Annotated in this window: 13 protein-coding genes; 3 read left to right on the top strand and 10 right to left on the bottom strand. The window is 60.8% G+C overall.

Annotated features, from left to right (window positions below; translation table 11 throughout):
* Positions 1-116: 116 nt before the first annotated feature.
* Entirely contained in the window at positions 117-1628 is a 1512-nt protein-coding gene (locus QRX40_RS05860; RefSeq protein ID WP_313836955.1) for an FGGY family carbohydrate kinase, read from the top strand.
* Between the two features lie 19 nt (positions 1629-1647).
* On the opposite strand, the gene QRX40_RS05855 is transcribed toward QRX40_RS05860, so the two are convergent.
* The 9 genes from QRX40_RS05855 to QRX40_RS05815 all read right to left on the bottom strand — a co-directional run bounded on the left by QRX40_RS05855 (position 1648) and on the right by QRX40_RS05815 (position 18200).
* On the bottom strand, positions 1648-4944 hold the full coding sequence (locus tag QRX40_RS05855; RefSeq protein WP_396184396.1) for a glycoside hydrolase family 2 TIM barrel-domain containing protein: 3297 nt from the start codon (positions 4942-4944) through the stop codon (positions 1648-1650).
* A gap of 55 nt (positions 4945-4999) precedes the next feature.
* Positions 5000-6076, bottom strand: coding sequence for a LacI family DNA-binding transcriptional regulator (locus QRX40_RS05850; protein ID WP_313837033.1), 1077 nt, complete (start codon positions 6074-6076; stop codon positions 5000-5002).
* 322 nt (positions 6077-6398) lie between these two features.
* Positions 6399-7691, bottom strand: coding sequence for a glycosyl hydrolase (locus tag QRX40_RS05845; protein WP_313836954.1), 1293 nt, complete (start codon positions 7689-7691; stop codon positions 6399-6401).
* A 7-nt stretch (positions 7692-7698) separates the two neighbouring features.
* Positions 7699-8538, bottom strand: coding sequence for a carbohydrate ABC transporter permease (locus QRX40_RS05840; RefSeq protein ID WP_313836952.1), 840 nt, complete (start codon positions 8536-8538; stop codon positions 7699-7701).
* Positions 8535-9506: a sugar ABC transporter permease gene (locus QRX40_RS05835; protein ID WP_313836950.1), complete on the bottom strand. Its 972-nt coding sequence runs from the start codon at positions 9504-9506 to the stop codon at positions 8535-8537. The genes QRX40_RS05840 and QRX40_RS05835 overlap by 4 nt, the downstream gene beginning before the upstream one ends.
* A gap of 2 nt (positions 9507-9508) precedes the next feature.
* A complete protein-coding gene (locus tag QRX40_RS05830; protein ID WP_313836948.1) occupies positions 9509-10810 on the bottom strand; it encodes an extracellular solute-binding protein in 1302 nt (433 codons plus the stop codon).
* Positions 10811-10912: 102 nt separating this feature from the next.
* Entirely contained in the window at positions 10913-14062 is a 3150-nt protein-coding gene (locus QRX40_RS05825; RefSeq protein WP_313836947.1) for a glycoside hydrolase family 38 C-terminal domain-containing protein, read from the bottom strand.
* Between the two features lie 196 nt (positions 14063-14258).
* Entirely contained in the window at positions 14259-15602 is a 1344-nt protein-coding gene (gene xylA / locus QRX40_RS05820) for a xylose isomerase (protein ID WP_306221928.1), read from the bottom strand.
* Positions 15603-15716: 114 nt separating this feature from the next.
* Positions 15717-18200, bottom strand: coding sequence for a glycoside hydrolase family 2 TIM barrel-domain containing protein (locus QRX40_RS05815; RefSeq protein WP_313836946.1), 2484 nt, complete (start codon positions 18198-18200; stop codon positions 15717-15719).
* Positions 18201-18496: 296 nt separating this feature from the next.
* Here QRX40_RS05815 and QRX40_RS05810 point away from each other — a divergent pair, with 296 nt between their 5' ends.
* On the top strand, positions 18497-19777 hold the full coding sequence (locus QRX40_RS05810; protein ID WP_313836945.1) for an ROK family transcriptional regulator: 1281 nt from the start codon (positions 18497-18499) through the stop codon (positions 19775-19777).
* The gene (locus QRX40_RS05805) at positions 19767-20666 is read left to right on the top strand and encodes a carbohydrate kinase (protein ID WP_144085500.1); all 900 of its coding nucleotides are present in this window, start codon (positions 19767-19769) and stop codon (positions 20664-20666) included. The genes QRX40_RS05810 and QRX40_RS05805 overlap by 11 nt, the downstream gene beginning before the upstream one ends.
* Positions 20667-20757: 91 nt before the next feature.
* Here the strand turns inward: QRX40_RS05805 and QRX40_RS05800 are convergent, their stop codons facing one another.
* Positions 20758-22233, bottom strand: coding sequence for a DASS family sodium-coupled anion symporter (locus tag QRX40_RS05800; RefSeq protein WP_144085499.1), 1476 nt, complete (start codon positions 22231-22233; stop codon positions 20758-20760).
* Between the last annotated feature and the right edge of the window lie 120 nt (positions 22234-22353).

Below are 22353 nucleotides of genomic sequence, written 5' to 3'. Positions count from 1 at the left end.
GCCGCAGATTATCCTGGATCTAGCAATTCGTGAAGGCACATTAGTATGATGAATTAATGATATTGGTCGGAACAAACGCGATCCTCGCTGAAAGGCGATCAAGCAAGGAGGCTGACATGAATGAGATCCTGGTGGCCGGAGTGGACACTTCGACCCAGTCCTGCAAGGTGAGGGTGACCGAAGCCCGGACCGGTCAGCTGGTTCGCTTCGGCAAGGCTCCTCATCCGGCAGGCACCAGCGTCGATCCCATGGCCTGGTGGAAGGCATTTCAGGAGGCTTCAGCCCAGGCGGGCGGATTGGATGATGTATCGGCCCTCAGCGTGGGTGGCCAGCAGCACGGCATGGTATTGCTGGATCGCCAAGGGCGAGTAATCAGGGATGCCTTGCTCTGGAACGATACGCGTTCGGCTCCTGATGCCGACGATCTCATCATCCGGCTCGCCAAGTCCGAAACCGACGGGCCAAACAAAGACCCGGACTCAGACCAGGGCCTGGCCATGCAGGGCAAGCAAGCTTGGGTACGGGCTGTGGGTTCCTCCCCCGTAGCCTCGCTGACCATCACCAAGGTGGCCTGGGTCAGCCGGATGGAGCCGGATAAGGCCAAGGCCATCGCGGCCATATGCCTCCCCCACGACTGGCTGAGCTGGGTCATCGCCGGCCATGGCCCCGCAGCCGACCTCGGGGCTGAACCCGGGCTGGAGGATCTCTTCACAGATCGTTCTGATGCCTCCGGAACCGGCTACTACGACCCCGCCGCCGACAGCTACCGGCGTGACCTGCTGGCCATGGCCCTCCCCGCTGGTATGGCCGAGCGGGTGATCCTGCCTAAGGTTCTTGGCCCCCACCAGGTCGGAGCCAAAGCCGACCCCCGCATCGCCGGCAGGGACGTGCCCGGAGGCTGCATCATCGCACCGGGCGGCGGCGACAACGCCATGACGGCCCTGGGCCTGGCCATGCAGGTGGGCGACGTCTCCATCTCCCTGGGAACCTCGGGGGTCGCTGCAGCGGTCAGCCCGGTCCCCGCCTATGACATGAGCGCCTCGGTAACCGGATTCGCGGATGCCACCGGCCACTGGCTGCCCTTGGCCTGCACCATCAATGCATCACGCATCCTGGACGCAGGCCTGGCCGCCCTGGGAACCGATTATGACGGTCTGGCCAAACTGGCAGAGAAGTCCTCGCCAGGGGCCGAGGGCATCACCCTGATCCCCTACTTCGACGGCGAGCGCACCCCCAACCGTCCAGATGCCCACGCCAGGCTGGAGGGACTGACCCTGGCCAACACCACGCGCACCAACCTGGCCAGAGCATTCGTGGAGGGCCTGCTCTGCTCCCAGCGTGACTGCCTGGAGCTGCTGAAACGGCTGGGCACCACGGTCTCCAAGATCCTTCTGGTCGGCGGCGGCGCCAAGTCCCCAGCGGTCAGAGCCTACGCACCAGGGATTCTGGGCATGGATGTGCAGTTGCCCCGGCCGGACGAGTATGTGGCCATCGGTGCTGCCCGCCAGGCAGCCTGGACTCTGACTGGGGAAGAGGAGCCCCCCGCCTGGCCGGTGGACATCGAGACCACCCTGACGGGAGCCCCCTGCGAGCAGGTCTACCAGCAGTACCTGCGCTGGCGGGGATGAGGGGCCCCGCCAGCCTGGGTCACTTGGAGCGGACCCGCAGATGCAGTCCGAAGACCAGATCGGTTTCATCCAGGCGATAGGCGGGATCCAGCTCAGGTCCGCAGCTGTTGGAGCCTATGCCGCTTGTGGCATAGTCCAGGCAGAGCACGGTTGAGCCGCATTCCTCCAGCTCATGGTCGTGCCCCTTGGCGGTCAGCTCCTCCTGCGTATACGGTGAGCAGTTGAAGCTGATGGGCCCATCCCCCGCCGCCTGCAGCAGGGAGCGGTCATCCTCCACCAGGACGTAGTCGCAGCCATAATGGGAGCCGTTCTCCTGGGGCCGCAGGTAGTGCTCGACCATGCCTGATACGGTGTCATGGAAAACGCCATAGTGGCTGGCGCGGTGCATGTCCCGGTAGCTCTCGTAGGGCCCATAGCCGCAGTAGGTGACCCGCTGCAGGCTCTTGGGCAGGAAGAGCCGCAGTCCAAACCTGGGCAGATAGGGGAACTCGGGATCCCGATGCAGCTCCATCTTCAGGTCCAGTCCACCCTGGTCGCTCAGGGTCCAGGTGGCGTTGATGCTGCCCATGGGCTGAATGAAGGGGGCTATCAGGGACAGTTCGATCTTGATTGTGGTCAATCCCCGATCCTCGTCGGTCTGCAGCTGGCAGGAGAGGGCTCTGGTGCCAGCCCGGTCGTATTCGGCCTTGCGCCATTCCTCCTTGATGGCGGCATCGTTGTCGGTGGGTGCCCGCCAGAGGTTGACTTCCATAGGAGCAGTCAGCAGGGAACGGTTGTCGATGCTCATGGATTCCACCATGCCGGTGCGGCGGTTGAAGACGTAGCGCCAGTCGGCCCCCTCCACATCGAAGCGGGCATCAGTCTGCCCGACCACCGGCCGGTGGGCGCCCCGGGCTCCACTACCGGGGTCGGCGCTGATGACCCTGGCCACGCCATTGGGACGTTCGGGCATTCCCATATCCGCAGCTTCAAGCTGATCGAAGCCCAGAGGATGCCCCTGAGCAAGCACGGGATCGGCCTTGGCCAGGGCGTACTCCACCAGCAGGGTCAGACGGCCGTGCTCGGGCGGATCCATGGCGGGCAGGCCCACGGTGCCCTCGGCATGGGGGGCGATGTGCAGGCCGGTCCCCCGTTCGAGCTCAGGCTTCCCGGAGGCCACCGGCTCTCCATCACACAGGAGGGTCCACTTCAGGCTCAGGTATTCATCCAGGTAGGTGAAGTCCAGATAGTTATGCAGGGTGAGCAGCCGGGTCTGGGGATCGTAGCCGACCAGGCGGGCCGGACGGAAGACGTTCTTGAACTCCCTGAGTCCAGTGTGGGGCCGCCGGTCGGGATAGACCAGGCCATCCATGCAGAAGTTGGCATCATGGGGGTACTCGCCATGGTCTCCCCCATAGGCATAGATCCGACGGCCCTTGCGATCCCTGCCCTGGTCGATGGCATGGTCGGCCCACTCCCATATGCAGCCGCCCAGGAGCCCCGGATGAGCCTGAATGACCCGGAAGTAGTCCTCCAGATCCCCTGGGCCCAGCCCCATGGCATGGCAGTATTCGCAGAGGAAGTAAGGCTTCCGGCCCCCATCCCCGTCATCCCCGTGGCTGCTGATGCCGTGAGGACCCTTCGGCCTGAAGTAATCCTCGATTTGCTTGATGGAGGGATACATCCGCGAGGTGATGTCCAGATTGCTGTAGTCCAGGTCCTTACGGGGCGAGCCGTGGATGGCCGACTCGTAATGGGTAAGACGGGAGGGATCCCGAGACTTGGTCCAGGCCAGAGCCGCCTCGATGCCGCAGCCGTAGCCGCTTTCATTGCCCATGGACCAGATCAGGATGGAGGGGTGGTTCTTGTCCCGCTCCAGACTGCGCTGGACCCGGTCGACAATGGCCTTGGTAAAGAGCGGCTCGTCGGCGATGCGGCCGTTCCAGTAATCGGGCTCCTTCCAGTCCGGACCATGGTAGAGGGCTTCGATGCCATGGGCCTCCAGGTCGGCCTCGGCGATCAGGTAGAAGCCCAGCTGGTCGTAGAGAGCGTAATACTGGGGGCTGTTGGGGTAATGGGAGGTGCGGATGGCGTTGACGTTGTGCTCCTTCATCAGGGTCAGGTCGCGCATGATCTGCTTCTGGTCGATGGCGAAGCCGGTGCGCGGATCCCCGTCATGGCGGTTGACCCCGTGGATCTTGATGGGGCTGCCGTTGACCTTGACCACCTGGCCGTCCACGCTGATGGTGCGCAGGCCGATGTACTCGGTGACGACCTCATACGAGTCGCCGGAGCCGGTTGAGCTGGCCCTGGTCGACAAGGTCAGCCGGTAGAGTTGGGGATCTTCGGCATTCCAAAGGCGAGGATGGCCAACCTCCATGACAAACTGCGCGGGCTCCTTGCAACCCATCAGCTCGGCCCGGGCCACTTCCACACCATCGGGGTCGGTCAGCAGAGCCTGGACGTCCAGAGCGGCATCGTCCTGGCCCGATACGCCGGTCGGATCCAGATCCAGGGTCACACTGGCATGGCTCATGTCCTCATCAAGGTTGGTGTGGACGAACCAGTCGCGCAGACGGGCCTTGGGGCGACGCAGGATGTAGACATCGCGAAAGATGCCGCTCATGCGGAACTTGTCCTGGTCCTCCAGATAGCTGCCATCGCACCACTTGAGCACCAGGACGGCCAGCTGGTTGTGGCCTCGCTGCAGGTGGTCGGTCACGTCGAATTCGCTGGTGGCATGAGAGACCTGGCTGTAGCCGATCAGATCCCCATTGACCCAGAGATAGAAGCAGGAATCCACCCCCTCGAAATTGAGCAGGGCCCGGGGCGCTGAGGGTTCGGGCTCATAGTCGAAGGCGCGCAGGTAGATGCCGCAGGGATTGTCGGCAGGCACCCTGGGCGGATCGAAGGGGAAGGGGTAGCGCACGTTGGTGTATTGGGGGCTGTCATAGCCCTGGGTCTGCCAGACTCCTGGTACATGGATGGGCTGGTACGCCCCTCGGCCCGCATCCCTGGAAGGGCTGTAGTCGGCTTCGAAGAAAACCGGATCCTCGGCCTCGACGGCGGACTGGACCTCGGCATCCAGCTGGTCGATGCTGGCGTAATAGCGAAAATCCCAGTCCCCATCCAGATCCAGGTACCGGTCGGAGCGCCTGCGCAGATCGCCACGCGTGTCCATGGGGGCGCCGGCTGGCACGCAATAGGCACGGTTAGGCTCGGTCCCCACATGCAGCGTGGCTGGATCCTCATAGTAACGCGGTATGAACATGACTATTCCATCCTCCTCGGTGGCCATGGCAGCAGACGTTTCACAGGCGTGACTGTTTACGCTCACATGCGTCCATGATACCGGGGCCATAGCACAGAATTCCCGCCGGTTGTCACAGGCATCAACGCATCGGACGCGCCGTGCTCTCACGGATGACCAGCTTGGGGGTCAGGATGCGGCGGTTGCCCCCCACATGCTCCCCCCGGAAGATCTTCAGAAGCAGGTTGGCCACCTTGGTGCCGTAGAGCCCGGCATCACGATGGACCGACGTGATGGAGGGATAGGTGCTCTGGCAGATGAAGCTGTCCTCGAAGCTGACCATGGCTGGCAGGCCCATGCAGGCCAATGCAGGAGCAGCGGTCTTCTCATCAGACCCTTGCACTGCCATGGATGCCGTCCTGCTTTCCAGCATCGCTCGCAGACTTGCCGCAGCCATGATCTCGTTCTCGTAGATAAAAGCCGTATATGGATTTTTCCCCGATGACAGACGAACAGTGAGGGCGGCGGCCTTGTCCGGCGTGAAGTCCGTGAACTCCACTTTCGGCTCCCCCAGGTTCTTACGACTGACGAACTCCTTGAAGGAAGAGACACGGGCGCGGCTGTAGTCCAGGTTTTCATCCCCCGACAAGTAGGCGATCCGGGCATGCCCGCGCGAACTCAGATGGTCCATGATCGTCGTCATGGTTCGGGAATCGTCGATGGACAGCGAAGGCAGGTAGTTATCTGAGTCAGGTCCTCCGGCCAGGACTGCGGGCAGACTCAGATTGTGCAGGAGCCGAGGCCTGGGATCATCGGAGAGAAGATCCACCAGCACCACCCCATCGACCCGCTTGCGCCGGGCCCAGTCCCGATAGGTGTCCAGCTCCTCATCCAGAGTGGCGCAGGGGCGGAAGAGCAGGCCATAGCCCGACCGGCTCAAGGAGGCGTGGATGCCGGCCATGAAATGCAGCATGAATCCTTCGGTCTGGAAGGCATCCATGGACCTGGCCGGAGCGAAACCCACTGTCATAGTCTTGGAACTGCCCAGGGCCTGGGCGGCATATGCAGGTTTCCAACCCATTCTGGCCGCCGCTTCGCGAACCCTGCGCTTGGTCTGGATGGAGACTCCGGGCTTGTCATTGATGGCGAAGGAGACCGCTGTCTGGGATATCCCCAGTTCGTTGGCTATGTCCTTGAGATTGACCCTGGCATCGTCCATCTCCTTATGAACAGACGAGTCCGTTCTGGCTTCTGTTTCTCCGCCAGCGGACTCGCCGCCCATACGCCACCTCATATCAACCATCCTCGTCGACGCCCGTGATCCGGCTCGGCCGGCTCATCAAACAAGACTGCCTGCCACACGCTTTAGGCGTATATGAATATCGGCCTTCAACCCTAACTTAGACCCTCATCCGCACAAAACCGTGTTCGACAACACATACGGCTGCCGACAGCCGGGTTTGAAATCAAAGACCTTGTTATCGCTCGCACTCTGGCCTCCGATGGAAGCTAAACCTGATATGGCGGCTAGGTATCCGCGGTCAGGACTTCTCTCGCAGGAGGGAGGGGTCGGATACGGCGTTATAGGAGCTTCCGCCAACAGGTTTGACGGGAATGCACTCGCTGATGCCCCTGTCCTGCAGCCAGCTGCTATCCGCCGCGTGCAGGGATGTGACCAAGGCCGGCCTTGCACCTTGACGACTGAGTTCCATCCATCTGTTGAAGATGGACCCGCCGGGTGCGCAGGCGGATCTGAGCAAGGGATCATCGTGCTCATCCACATCCACGACAAGAGCCGTGGACCTGGGCTGAGAATCCTCCTTGCTGGAGTAATCCTTCGCCGCCTGGGCGAAGGCCCTGCCTATGGGCTTGAGGCGCTTCTCTTGGTCAAACAGACCCAACTGATGCTCAAAGGGAGGGAAATCGCCGAATTGCTGGTCGACGTCATGCGAGCACCACCAGGTGATGCTGAACATATCGCTGCAATCGAGAGCATGTTCCACTGAAGATCTGCAAAAGTCAGCAGACTGCCCTGCGCCCATTACATTGAGCGGGGCACCGATCTCCTGCAGCCAAACCTGCCGATGGGGCTGACTGGCGAAGGCCTTCGACAGCTCCACCAGGTACTCGGCATGCCGCGTGCTCTCCTCGGCCAAGGGGCCGCACTCCTGAGCGGCTCCGTTGAAAACCCAGGAATGAATGCAGGTCATGTCTCCGATGTTGGACGCATACCGCGGAAGAAAAGCGTGGCCGTCTTGATACCAAATCGCATCATTTTCGGAATGCAGGAGCACGCGGCCTTCCTGGGCTGCCCTCTCCTTCAATGGGGTCAGCAGCTGCAGCAGCCAGTCTTCTGCCTCCTTAGAGGTTGAGGGCATTCGACGCGGATGGACACGGTCAGTGAACTGGTTGCATTCGTTCCCTATGGTCAGACCGCGGAAATGCGGCAGATCCGCCAAGGCTTCATAAACCGAAGCGACCAGACGGGCCTGCGCCTGGATTGCGTCCGGATCCGTGAACATATTGGTTTCATGCCATGAGACCAGCCAGGACGGCACGAAATCAAAACTGGACATGTGTCCTTGAATCACATCCGAATAGACATCCAACCCTCGTTCATCCGCCAAGGCGGCCATATGCCTCAGGTCGTCCAGGGCAGCGCCGTTGATCCAGGTTCTGTTGGGCTGGAGCAGCGTCCACAGCGGGAAGATGCGGATATGATCCAACCCAATGGAAGCAATGTCGTCAAGGTCTTTGGCGACAGCATCCCAATCCGGATGCAGCCAGAAATAGAACCAGTTGTGGGAGGGGGTGTAATTGACTCCAAATTTCATGATGATGCTATTCCTTGATGCCGCCCTGTTCCAGACCACGGAAGAAGTAGCGTTGGAAGCAGGCGAAGAAGACCAGGATCGGTATCAGGGAGACCAGGGCCCCCGCTGCTATCAATCTGGGATCCGAAATGAACATACCCTTGAGTCGGTTCATGCCCAGTGTGAGCGTGTAGTTTGACTCGTCGGAGATGACGATCAGGGGCCAGAGGAAGTCATTCCAGGCGCCCACGAAGGCGAAGATGCCGACGACGGTCATGGTGCCTTTGACCTGAGGCACGCAAATCCGGTAGAACCGCTGCCAAAGATTGGCGCCGTCCACCTCGGCCGCCTCCTCAAGCTCGTCCGGGATGCTCTTGAAGGCATTGGTCATGAGCAGAATGTTGACGGCGCCCACCATGCCTGGCAGGGCAACAGCCAAAAGGGTGTTCTGCAGACCGACGCTTCTGACGATCAGGAACTGGGAGATGACCACACCCTCGACGGGGATGACCATGGTGCCCATGAAAATCGTGAAGAGCAGGTTGCGCCCGCGCCACTTGAGCCGGCCCAGTGCATATCCGGCCATGGTCGAGAAGATGACGTTGCCGCCTATGGAAAGAATGGCGACAATCACCGTGTTCAGCATGTACCGGAAGACCGGAACCTGTCTGAAGACGGATATGTAATTATCCCAGGTAGGCGTCTTCGGGATGATATAGGGCGGAACCGCATAGACATTGTCGCCCTTGCCCTTGAAGGAGAGCGAAAGCTCCCAGACGAAGGGCCCCACCAGCAGGATGAAGACCAGTATGAGCACAAGGTACTGGACGACCTTGCCGACTGTGACTTTGGAGTGACCGTTTTTCATGAGTCCTCCCCCCGCTTCTGGATGATCTGCTGCAGAATGAGCATGGCTCCGACCACAACCAGGACAATCAGCGACAGCGCGCTGGCGTAGCCTGTTCTGGCCTGGATGCCCGTGCCCTCCTTCTGGATGAGCATGGACATGGTGATGTCTTCGCCGCCGGGACCAGCCGTGCCGTTGGTGAGCACGTAGATCTCGTTGAACACGCGGAAGGCCGCGATGGTGGACAGCATCATGATCAGCACGATGGTGGATCTCACGCCGGGAATGGTGACATACAGGAATTGCCTTACCGGTCCTGCCCCATCCAGCGAGGCGGCCTCGTACACGGAGGCGTCAATGTTGGCCAGGGCGGTCAGATAGATGACCATGTAGTATCCCAGGCCCAGCCAGATGGTGACGAACATGGATGTGAAGAGTATCAGCCAGCGATCACTGAGGAATGGGATCGGGCTGTGGATGATGTGCAAGGACTCCAGAACCGAGTTGACCAGCCCCTTGGGATCCAACAGGTTGGTCCAGATCATCCCCACCACCACGGCCGACATGACCACGGGAGTGTAGAAGGAGGTTCTGAAGAACCCCATGATCCTGGAGTTCCCCTTGACCAGGTTGGCCAGAATCAGAGGAAGAATCACCATAAAGGGGACCACGCAGACCACGTACAGGGTGGAGTTGAGCAGCGCGGTCCAGAAATAGTCGTCATGCACGATCGCCACGAAGTTCTGGATGCCGATGAACTTGCCCGGTCGCAGCAACGTGGAATCGGTAAAGGCCAGCCGGCAGGTATTCAGCGCTGCGACGATGACGAAGATGAAGACGATGGCAAAGGCCGGGAAGACGAACAGGTAGGGGGCCAGGGTCGTGGTCCAATGGGTCCCCTTGCCGCCTTGAACCCCGGCATGAGGCCCGCCGTGCCGGCCGAGGGCAGAATCCTTCGGCCGGATGGCGGAAGAGTCAACGCGGCTCATAGTCACTGCAGCTTCTCGTTGGCGTACTTGACGGCCTTGTCCAAGGACTCCTTAGCGGTCTGCTTGCCTTGCAGAGCCAGAGCGGCCTGCTGCTGCAGGTAGTCCTTGCCATTGGCATCGGTGAACTCGGCAGGACGGCTTGAGTACCCGGTCTTTACGGAGTTCAGAGTGACCTTCAGCGCCTTGCCCTGAACATCACTGGTGTCGATGTTGGCATAGTAGGGATCATCAAGACCGCCCTTGCTGGAGGGGAAGGTGTTGGACTTCTTGGCGAATGCCAGCTGGTTCTTGGCATTGGTCACATACTGGACGAAGTCGAGGGCGAGCGTCTTGTTCTTGGTCTGGGCGTTGACAGCCAGCATCTCATAGGCCAGGCTGGCGGACTTGCCCTCATCGCTGATCTTGGTACCCACAGCCAGATGCTTGTAGAGGTCAGGAGAGTTCTGCTTGAAGTCCGCCGCCGAGTAGGCGCTGCCGCCCATGGCCACGATGGAGCCCTTCTGGAAGAACTCGCCCTGCTGAGACCACTGCGCGCTCAGGGCCTCCGGCGGAATTCCCTTCTTGTTGAACAGGTCGACGAAGCGCTGCAGGTGCTTGACGGCCTTGGGTGAATTGAAGATGTACTTGGTGTGGTCCTTGTTCATGATGGGAATGCCAGCCGAAGCATAGTCATCGACGGCACCGCCCAGCATGGTGGACATGTAGGCCCCGCAGCCGCTCTTGACCATGGTGTCCGCCTGAGAGAAGTAGTCATCCCAGGTCACAGGCAGCTTATTGGGATCCAGCCCGCACTTCTGCATGAGCTCGGTGTTGTAATAGGTCGGTCCATCGTTGACATACCAGGGGAAGCCGTAAGCACCCTCCTCGATGTCCTTGCCCTTGAAAGTCACCGCGTCCCAGGCATTCTTGTAATAGTTGTTTTGAGCCTTGGGAGCTTCCTTGCTGATGTTCATCAGTGCCCCGGCCTTGGCCAGGCCGTACATCAGGGAGGGGCCGGCATCGATGATGTCGGGCAGGGAATTGGCTGCAGCGTCGGCGGACAGCTTCTGCTCATAGTTGTCCGAGGGCTGATCGATCCACTTGATGGTGGTGCCGGGATGTGACTTCTCGTAGGCCGAAATCAGGTTTTTGAAGTACGGCGTGTACTTGTCGTTCTTCAGGTTCCAAGTCTGGAAGGAGATCTCGCCTGACGGCTTGCCATCCTTCGATCCGCCTGAACTGCTGTTGCTTCCACCGCACGCCGCCAAGGAACCCGCCATGGCAGTCGCGCAGATCAGTACTACTACCTTCTTCAGTGCTCTCATCGGAGCTTCCTTTCTTTTTTTACTACTCACTTCTTTGTGGAGCTTCCGGTCGGCCCAAATAGACGAACGAACCGGCCGGACAGACACCCATGGCCAGGCGGTTCAGCGCCTGGAGAGTCTCAAGGTGGTGAATTGGAAGGGAACCAGATCCAAGAAGGCCCCGTCGGCTTGCGCCCCCTGTTCGGAGCACAGGCCTGGCCGCACACCCTCGGGCACAGGACCATCCTCCAGGGAGTTGGTCTCTTTCACGGTCGCCCCCTGCAGGACGGACCCTGTGTGCAGCCTGGCCTTGGAAGGCGAAGAATCCGGGTTGTAAACCCTGACAATCACATCGCCGCTGTCGTCATCAGCCGTCTTGATCCAGTCGATGACGGTGGTACCCTGAATATCCTCGACACCAGCCAGCGGCTCAACGGCAGGCAGTCCATGGTGGAAGACCGGAGCGTTGAGGGCATAGGCTGCTTGCAGAATGTCAGCCTGGGTGTCCCCAGGGACGATGGACCAGGCAAAGCTGTGCTTGCCCCTGTCGGTATGCGGATCGGGAAAGACCGGAGCGGAAAGGAGGGTCAGTCTGACCAAGGTACCTGCCTCTTTGCCGGCCTTCTCGTCGTAGTGGATCGGTGTGGTGTCGCCGCCGTATGTCGAAGCGTTGACCACGCCGACGGCAAGGTCGTCGTCGCTGATTCTGACGAATCGGTGCGTGCAGCTCTCGAACTGAGCCTCTTCAGCAGCGTTGTTCTTCTGGATTGGCCTATCGATGAAGCCGTATTGGCACTCGAATTGCGCGTACCTGGCCTGAACAGCGACGGGAATGTCCACCTTGAGCAGCTGCTCGTCCTGATGCCAATCCACGTCAGCAACGAAATCCAACTGCCTGCCGCCGGGAGTCAGCCCGATCGTGGTCACGATAGTGGTTTCACCATGCCGACGCGATACCCGCACGCCGGAATCCAAGGCCTCCATGGTGACTGGGTCGTCGACCGGAGAAGCGGTCAACAGGGCATCACGCTCCAGATCCCAGGCATCCCACATATAGGGCTCGTCCTTGAAGAGCTCGTATCCGCCCACCGAGGAGCCTCGCGGGACCAGATCCCTGCCAGAGGTCCTGTCAAGAATGGAATGGACCTCGCCATCCGAGCCGACGACGGCATGGATAAGACCATTATCCATGACGAATCCGTCGCCCTCTTGACTGACTTGGACAGGCCGGATGCCCTCTGGGCCTTCCTGGGCCTGGACTGGTCCAACAGCCTCCCAAGCCTTCTGGCCCCTGCCGTCCATGGGCACCAGCCGAGCATCGGATATCATGGGAGCCTGCGGTTGGGCGGAAGCTATGACGCGGGCAGCCTCATCGCCGATCTGCTCCAGACGGGCGATGTCCCTGCGGTAGTCCTCCCTGGCCAGTCTGTGTACCCAGGAGATGGCGGACCCTGGAAGAATGTCATGGAACTGGTTGAGCAGCAGCGTGCGCCAGATTTGGTCCAGCTCCTGACGGGGGTAGGCGTATGAGTCATCGACTAGCCCAGCGTAAGCGCACAGGTATTCGACCGTGCGCAGCATGGCCTCCTCTTGACGGCACCCCCGCTTCATATCCTGCTGGGAGGTCAGGGTCTTACGGTGCAGCTCCAGGTAGAGCTCGCCCTTCCAGACCGGCATTTCGGAACCGGCCTCCGCGCGGATCTCTTCCTCGGACTGGCGGAAGAAGTCTGCAGGAGCCTGATACCGCACCTTGGCCGATCCCTCCACGTCATGCAGGCGCTCATAGCGTCCCAGCATCTCCCTGGTGGTGCCGCCGCCGCCATCGCCATAGCCGAACAGCACCAAGGCCCTGGTCGAGATGTCCTTGTCCTGGTAGTTCTCCTGGGAGTGGTTGAGCTCACGGGCCGTCATGCTGGAGGCATAGGTATCCATGGGAGGGAAATGCGTGAAGATGGCCGTGCCGTCGATGCCCTGCCAGTCAAAGGTATGATGCGGGAATTTGGTCGTATCATTCCAGGAGATCTTCTGCGAAAGGAAGGATGTCATTCCTGCACGGCGGGCAATCTGCGGGAACTGGCCCGTATAGCCGAAGCTGTCCGGCTCCCAGACCACGGTCGTATCCACCCCCAGATGCTCGCGGTAATACCGCTTGCCATAGGTGAACTGACGGGTCAACGACTCTCCCGAGGGAAGCATGCCGTCAGACTCCACCCACATCCCTCCGACGGGGATGAACCTGCCTTCTTGGATACGTTGCTTGACGCGGGCGAAGAGATCGGGATGATCCTCCTCCAGCCATGCATACTGTTGGGGCGAGCTCATGGCGTAGATGAATTGAGGATCACGCTCCATCAGCGCAAGCATGTTCGAAACAGTCCGCGCCACCTTGCGTCTGGTCTCCCGCTTGGGCCAGAGCCAGGCGGAGTCAATATGGGAATGCCCTACTGCCGCATGATCCAGGGCACTTGGGGTCGCAGGCACTGCAAGCACACCAGCCAAGGCCTGTCGAGCCGGTCCCAGTGTGGCCAGGTCACGCTCATCATAAATATTCAGCGAACGCTGCAGGGCTTTGCCCAAACGCCAGTACCGCGGCTGGCTCTGGTCGCACTCGCGGATCAGCTGGGCAGTGACCTCAAGATCCATGTAGTAGTTCCATGCCTCATGGTCAAAATGGCAGACATCCATCTGCTTGAGGACATTGGGCTCATCGGCACGACCGGTCGTTCCCTCCCCCAGCTGCGTCTCCACGAATGCGGGGGTGCCGAGCAGGAGCGGATTGCAGGCCGCCTCCAGATAGATAGTAAAGGTTCCGTCAGGGTTGATGACCGAAGCCTCGTTACGGGTCGGATTCCCGTCCAGGTCGGTGCCGTCGAGCGGAATCCACCGGTTGCGGGGATTGACCGCCTTGATGATCGATCCATCGCTCCTGTAGGCCTGGGCTTCAAAATGACCGCCGGGCGCATCGGGATGCCAGCCCAAGTCGACCACCAGCTCGATCGGGGCCCTGGTCGCCCAGTCGGCATCAACGCGGCCGGTCACCTCCATCCAGGTGGTCCCCCAGGTTGTGCCCCAAGTATCCCCTAGGGAGAGAGGCTGGAAATCCACGTTCTTGCTCTGTACTTTCCCGAAGAACTCCGATGATGGTATCGGTTCTCCAGAAATGACGAAAGAGCGGACTTGGACCTGGCCCATAGGCCGCTCGATCTTCGGTAGCACGCGTTGACGCATGACACGGTCGCACTTGTCAAGCACGCGTTCTATCTTCAGCTGCATCCTCACAACCTCCTCGTAGGTCCGCTTCGCAACTCTACTAAAGCGGTTTAGTTTAATTATACCCCTTTGCATCCAGGCGATACGCTCGGACAATACTGGCGTGTCTAGCCTGCCAAACATGTCTGCGCTGGTCAGGGCATAAAAAAGCCCCGCGGGCTTTCGCTCGCGGAGCTAGGAGACGACAGCCGTCTAAAGCTCAGGCCTGGGCCAGAGCCTCGACGATGTAGTTGTTGATGGTGGCCTTGACGACCTCAAGATGGTCGGACTTGTCGGCGGCGATCAGTTCGGCCTGCGGCTTGTCAAGGCTGTACTCCTCCAAGGAGGCCAGCGTGGCCGTGCCGTCCTTCACCGTCGAACCGATGCCGGATTCGAAGGAGGAGTAGCGCTCCTGCTGCAGCTGCTCGATGTAGCCGTCCTCGTGCATCTTGGCCGCGACCAGCAGGCCGGCGGCGTAGGTGTCCATGCCCACGATGTGGGTCCTGAAGAGGTCCTCAGGCAGGAAGGAGGAGCGACGAGGCTTGGCGTCGAAGTTCAGGCCTCCACGGGGCCCGATGCTCCCATTGGCCAGCACCTCCCACATGACGGCGGTGGCATCGTAGAGGTCCGAGGGGAACTCGTCCATGTCCCAGCCGATCAGCTTGTCGCCTTGGTTGGCATCCAAGGATCCCAGGAATCCAGCCTCGCGGGCCACGCGGACCTCATGCTGATAGGTGTGCATGGCCAGGTTGGCGTGGTTGCCCTCGATGTTGAGCTTGAAGTTATCCTGCAGGTCGTAGGTGCGCAGGAAGTTGATGGTGGTAGCCGCGTCGTAATCGTACTGGTGGAGCGTGGGCTCCTTGGGCTTGGGCTCGATCAGGAACTGCGCGTCGAAGCCGATCTCCTTGGCGTAGTCCACGCACATGTGGAAGAGGGCGGCCATATGGTCCTGCTCCTCCTTCATCCGGGTGTTCCAGAGGGATTCGTAGCCTTCACGGCCGCCCCAGAAGACGTAGTTCTCGGCACCGAGTCGCTTGCCGATCTCCAGGCTGTGCTTGAGCTGGCCAGCCGAATACGCATAGATGTCAGCGAAGGGCGAGGTGCCGGCGCCGGCCTCGAAACGAGGATTGGTGAAGAGCGACGAGGTGTTCCAAAGCAGCTTGACGCCCGTGTCCTTCATGGCGGCCTCGATGCGGTCAACCACCTTGTCAAGATTGGCATCGCTCTCGCGCAGGGTGTCGCCCTCGGGAGCCAGGTCACGGTCGTGGAAGCAGAAGAAATCGACCCCCAGCTTGGTGAAGAGCTCGAAGGCGTAGTCCACCTTGGCCAGCGCCTGATCCATGGGATCGGTGTAGCGGTAGTAGGGCCTCTGCGCAGTGGGATCGCCAAAGGGATCCACCAGGCCCTGGTTGAAGGTGTGCCACCAGGCCACAGCGAAGCGCAGCCAGTCCTTCATAGGCTTACCGGCCACCACCTTGTTCTTGTCGTAGTAACGGAAGCCCAGGCCCTCCTTGACACCCTGGCGACCCACGTATTCGATCTTGTCAACGTCCCACAGACCCATAATGCTCCTTTGCCTAATGCATTTGCCTTTACAGCGTTCACAGGGGAGGAAACCAGTTCCTGCCTCCTGAACAATAAGAGTAGAGGGCTGGATCGATTTTGTCAATTCGTTGAATTATATAGACGGCGACCCTGCCTGCTCACGGATAGGAATGCGCAGGGAAACCCTCTGACGACCGTCGGAGACCCTGATCTCAAGCAGCATAGGTCCGCCTGAACCGTCTGAACCTGCTGACCGATTCGCCTGCACCACTGCCAAGGCTTGGCCGTAATAGGTGCGCGTGTGCCCGGTCAAAAACCCTTCGGGATTGTATGGGGCGGCACACCCAAAGGCCAGCAGTCGGCCACCCTGCACGCGGGCAGTCAAATCCCCCGATACCGTGGGTTTGTCAATGCCCTGCTGGTCGGTATACCTTGCCCTCACAAAGCACAACCCTCCCGGGCGGACGGAGTCCCGATCGGCTGCCAGCCTGACCGTGGTCTGAGGCGCGGCTGACCGCAACCGACTCCGTCCAATCAGCCCGCCCGAGCTGTCGTAGGCCAAGGCCTCCAGCAGGCCGTGTTCATAAGGACAGGAGAAACGGAAGCGAGTACTACCCCGCCAACGCGAACGGCCAAGGCAACGGCCATTCAGCATCAGCACGACCTCATGAGCCCGGGCGTAGACCTCAACCTGGGCGGTCCTGCCCTCGCAGCCGTCCCAAGACCATGAGTCAAGAGCATCAGTCATCTTCCAGGCGCTGGGAGAATGCCTCTCCCCCGAGTGATTGACGGGCCGCACAGCCAGATAGGGCCCTGTCTCGCCTCCTAACGCCACCCGTGTGTACAAGGCCTCGCCCAGCGGCCTGCCTGTCAGATCCAGACGGCCGGAACCAGCGGTCAACCAACCCAGCCCACTGAACCGTGGAGCTTCCTGTCGATACTCCCAAGCGCCCACGCCGACTTCGCCCAGATAATCCATACCAGCCCAGACGAAGTCTCCGATCAGGCGCGGGCAACGGGAGGCCAGACGCATGAACTCGTCGGCATCGCTGCAGAAGGTCTCCGTCCCCAGGATGAGCCGATGGGGGTATCTGCGGAGGTCTTGAAGGTATCGTTTGATTCCATAGTTGTATCCGGCCACGTCCATAAGTGCGAAGGCATCACGGGTCAGGTGGTCGCAGGATGGCAGGGTGGCACCTCTCTTCATAAAGTCCGCTCCCATGATTCCGGCCATCTCATTGAAGAATCGGCTCCCTACAGATCCATGGCGCATAATCGAAGGCGACACGCTGCTCTTTCGCCCATCGTGCGCCGCCTGCTTGGCCTCTTTTTTGCTCGAATACACCCCGAGCCCAATCGAACTCAGGAAGTTGAAGAAGATGTTGACCCCGCAGGTAACCGGACGACTCGCATCCTGACCGTGGAGGAAGTCGACCATGCGCCTGGTCAGTTCCACCCCCTTGGACTGGGCGGTTTCGCTGACCTCGTTGCCAATGGAGTACATGATGACCGAGGGATGGTTGAAATCCTTGGCAACCATATCAGCCAGATCACTGCGCCACCATTTCGGGAGGTATTGCGCATAGTCGTGGATGGTCTTGTGGATGTACCATTGGTCGGCATATTCATCCAGGATCAGCATACCCAGACGGTCGCAAGCCGCCAGAAGACTTTTCGAACAGGGGTTGTGGGCGCTGCGGATGGCGTTGTAGCCATTACGTTTCAGCAGTTTCACCTTCCGCTCCTCGGCCTCGGGCCAGGCGCAGGCGCCAAGGATCCCGTTGTCATGGTGAACGCAGGCACCCTTGAGAATCCTGCGGACACCGTTGATGAGCAGCCCCTGATCCCCCCAGGCCACCGTTCGTATGCCGAATATCGCCTGAGCCTGGTCATGGCAGCCCGAGGAGGAGACGAAGAGCGCCTGGCATTCATATAGCGTCGGGCTTTCCGGACTCCATGGCTGGGCGCCAGGAAGGTCGATATCGACCTGGGCTCTGCCATCGGTATCCACGGGGACTGCGACATCTGCCAGGGGCCCCGTTTCATCCTTGTCGTTGCGCATAATGCGAACCTGCGCGGTCCCGCCTGATGATGCCCGCAATGAGACCCGGATGACGCAGGGATTGACCCCAAGCGTAGAGACTCTGATGCCGTCCGGGTACAGATACTGCGGGCCAGCACTCCAGAGCGTGACGGGCCGGTAGATGCCTGCTCCGGAATACCAACGCGAATTGGGCTGCTGAGCGTTGCGGGCGACAACACGGACCACGCCCGGTTCCCCCGGTCGGATTTTCCCACTCAGGTCGACAAAGAACCCCGTGTATCCATAAGGGTGAAAGCTCAGGCGGCGGCCATCCAGCCAGACCTCGCTGTGTTGGTAAACGCCCTCGAACTCCAGAATCATCGAATCGTGCTGCCTAAGACCGTCAGCACGTAACTTCTTGCAGTATTCGTAATCGCGCCCTACAAACCATCCGCTGTTAGCCTCGCTCGGGGCATCGGCCCTTCTGGGTTCTGCCAGCATGGCATCGTGGGGTAGCTCAACAGGCTTCCAGGGTTCTTTTGACTCATGCAAATGTCGATAATGCCAACCCTGGTTCCAATCCGTTGCCTGCATACAACTCCTCCGCCAGCGTTCATGATCACCAGTGCATAGCCGACCTAATCAACATTGATGGATAGAAGACCAGACTACTCCCGCCTGGATGGTTCGACCTTGGCTACCAGCCGAAACCCCGCCCCTTGAGCAGACAAGTTCGACGGCTGCAGATGGCAATCCTCTCCTTGGCAACTTAAACAGTTTTGAACAGATGGAAAGGTTTGCGAGCAGATACTAAACAGTGTTAATATATAAACGCTGTTAATAAAGTTCGCGAAGATCGCGTGATGGTACCACTCAAGGAGGAGGTCGATATGCGCCGCAGCAGCACCTATGCCAGCACGCCGAAGGCCATCTCCGAGCTCAACCAGTCACGCATCGTCCAGTACCTGCACCAGCAAGGCACCAGTTCGCGAGCCCAAATGGCCCGGGACCTCGATCTGACACCGGCAGCCGTAGGCAAGCTGGTGGCCCGCCTGATGGATCTGGGCCTGATCAGCGAGACCGGCAGCATGGACTCAGAGGGCGGCCGTCGATCCATCGGCCTGGCCCTGAACGCCGACCGATACCAGGTCATCGGAGTCAAGTTCGCCCGCAGCCTGGTCAGCATCGGGCTGTTCGACATCAGCGGTCGCCTGCTGGACTCGGAGGAGCTGCCCCCCGTCGACCCCGGCAACATCCCAGGTGCCGTAGCCGATGTCCGAACCCGAGTGGCAGGACGACTTGAGACGAACCCCGCCATCGTGGCTGTAGGCATGGCCGTGCCGGGCCCTTATCTGCGCGAGAGTGGACGCATCGCCCTGGTCACCAGCATGCCCGGCTGGCGCAGCGTGGACTTTATCCACGAATTCGGTCAGGCCTTCCGCGTACCCACCTTCATAGAGCAGGACGCTCGGGCCGGGGCACTGGCCCAGAGCCTGTTCGACCCCCGCGTGAGTGCATCCAGCATGGCCTACTTCCTCGTGGGCGAAGGCGTAGGGCTGGGAGTCATAGACAGGGGCGCCCTGGTGGACGGAAGCCAGGGAGCGGCCACCGAGATCGGCCACGTCAGCATCGATCTGAACGGCCTGCCCTGCGAGTGCGGCAACCGTGGCTGCCTGGAATGCTACTGCTCGGCTGTAGCCATCCACCGCCGCATGTGTCAGCCGGATGTGCGGAATCACTTCCCCGGAGTCGAGGCCATGACCCACGCCAAGGCATGTGCGAGCCTGTTCGACCGGGCTCGTTCTGGTCAACAGGCCGCCCAAACTCTGGTGGATCAGATAGCCGACTACGTGGGCTATGGCTGCGTGACCATCGTCAACGCCTACAACCCCGCCCAGATTGTCATCGGAGACATGGTGGCCGCTGCCGGAAACCGCTTGCTGGAACGGGTTCGGTCCATAGTCTCCCAGCGCGCCCTGCCCGGCCTGCGCGAGCACACGCAAATCCTGCTTTCCCGCCTTCCAATCGACGCCACGCTGACCGGCGCTGCGGCAGTGGCGGCCAACCAATTTTTGGAGCACCCGGCCAGCATGGGCCGTACAGCTGTGAAATCAACAAGCACAAGGCGGGCGCATCACCCGTCATCAGGAAAGGAACACCATGACCAGTAAACCCATGGTCCTCAGCATCGGCGAGATCCTCTGGGATGTCCTGCCTACAGGCAAGCGGGCCGGTGGTGCACCGGTCAACTTCAGCTACCATGCTGCCAAGAACGGAGCGGAAGGCTATGCCATCAGCGCCGTAGGACGGGACGACCTGGGCCGGGAGCTTGAGGAGGCTGTTCACCAGGCTGGCGTCGATGCCGTGCTGCAGCACAACGACCATCCCACCAGCACCGTCGAGGTTCAGCTGACCGAGGGCATCCCCCAGTACGTCTTCAAGCCCGATGTGGCCTGGGATCATCTGGAGTACACGGATGACCTGGCCGGACTGGCCAGCAAGGCCGATGCCGTCTGCTATGGCACGCTGAGCATGCGCAACAGCAAGTCGCGTGAGACCTGCCTGCAGGTGCTGCGCCACACCAAGAGCCATGCCATGCGCTTCTTCGACATCAACCTGCGTGGCACCTTCTACAGCAAGGACCTGATCCAGGAGCTGCTGGACATGGCCACGGTCTTCAAGCTCAACGACGAGGAGCTGGCCACCCTGCGCGACATGTTCCACGTTCCCGGAGCCACCGACGACGAGCTCTGCCGCTGGTTCATGGACCAGTGGCACCTGGACACCATCGTGCTGACCGCCGGCAGCGACTACAGCACAATCTATCTGGCGGACGGCCAGTCCTCACACCTGCCCACGCCTGAGATCACCGTAGCCGACACGGTCGGGGCCGGCGATGCCTTCTCCGGCACCTTCGCCATCAACCGTCTGCTGGGGGCCTCCCTGACCCAGGCCCACCGGGCTGCCGTCAACACCGCCGCCTTCGTCTGCACCCAGCAGGGCGCCTGGCCCGAATATCCCGAGCATATCCCCGACTATCTGGGCCAGCAGGGTCAGTGATCCCTCGCTTTTAAACGTGATTTGGTCCCGCCCTGTCGAGCTGTCTATAGCCGACTAGACGGGACCAAACATATATCTACGGAATCGGGATTTACCAGATGCCGATGAGCCGCCACCAGCCCAGACCCACGGTCAGGAAGATGGCCACGGTCACCAGTCCGCAGATCAGGCCGATCCGCAGGAACTCAGAGGTCTTGACGTATCCGGCACCGTAAATCAAGGCCGCCGGTCCGGAGGCGTAATGGGTCATGGCGCCAATCAGACCGCTGGCGCATCCCAGCATCAGCGCTGCAGGCATGGCGGGGACCCCGGCGGCCACGGCCACGCTGACGAAGAGCGTGTAGATGGCCGCCACCTGAGCCAGCTCGGAAGCGAACATGTAGTGGATGAGGAAGTAGAAGACCGTCAGAATGACCAGAACCAGCACCCAGGGCAGGCCCTTGACCAGTCCGGCAATGATCTCCCCCGCCCAGGTGGTGACACCCAGGGTGTTCAGCGGTTCCGCCATGCCTACCAGGACGCCGAAGAAGATCAACGTGGACCAGGCGGACTTGTTAGCCACCATATCCTGCCAGGTGATGATCTTGGTGCACAACAGCACGGCCACGCCCAGGAAGGCCACGGTGGTGGAGTTGATATGGATCACCGAACCGGTCGCCCAGAGGACCAGCATGACCAGGAAGGTCACGGTCATGATCCACTCGTGCATGCTCAGCGGACCCATTCCCTTGAGCTCGTCCTTGGCATCCTCCTGAGCCTGAGGAACGTTCTTCAGAGTTGGCGGGAAGATGCGGTAGATCAGGGCGGGGATGATGATCAGGCAGATCAGGCCGGGCACAATACCAGCCAGGGCCCAGGTACCCCATCCGATGTCCACATGGAACTTCTGGGCCAGCTGTCCTACGACCGGGCCGGCCGCCATAGCCGTCAGGAACATGGCCGAAGTGATGGCGTTGACGTTGTTGGCCGTGATCGCCAGGTAGGCGCCGATGCGCCGCCGGGACTCGTCAGTGTCCGGCTTTGAACCCTGCACGTCGCTGATGGAGGTGATGATCGGGAATAGAATGCCGCCCAGACGAGCCGTGTTTGACGGGGTGGCCGGAGCCAGGACCAGGTCGGCGGCCGAGAGTCCGTATGCTGTGCCCAGGCTGGACTTGCCTAATCGAGACAGAAAGACCAGGGCAATCCTGCGGCCCAGCCCGGTAGAGACAAAGCCCTGGGCGATGAAGAAGGCCGCCACGATCAGCCAGATGGATGCGCTGCCCAGTCCGTTGAAAGCCGCCTTCTTGGGATCCAGGGCACCGGTCAGCATCCCCACGGTCATGCCGATGATGGCCACTGCTGAGGTGGGCAGAGGCTGCAGAATCAGCCCTAGGATGGTGCCTACGAAGACTCCCAGCATGTGCATGCCCTGGGCGGTCAGCCCCTTGGGAGGCGGAATCAGGAAGATGACCAACCCTACCGCTACACAGATCAGAGCCTTGACCAGCTGGCTCGTATTGAAAGGCTGGCTGGCCTCTGCCTGGGGGTCTCCCCTGCCCTCACGTGTTCGTACTGTTTCACCCATCATTGCTCCTTCGCTCATGATCCGGCGTATGACCGCCTGGAAACCACCGACCTCTTCGTCGGCTTGCTCATGTGGACTTATGCTATGCGGCAGGCGGCAGGGGAGACAAATAAGCATTCC

The sequence above is a fragment of the Bifidobacterium sp. H6bp9 genome (assembly GCF_032193695.1).
GTDB classification, from domain to species: Bacteria; Actinomycetota; Actinomycetes; order Actinomycetales; family Bifidobacteriaceae; genus Bombiscardovia; species Bombiscardovia kimbladii.
The sequence above is the reverse complement of the archived record's forward strand: the minus strand, read 5'-3'. Positions and strand labels throughout refer to the sequence as shown.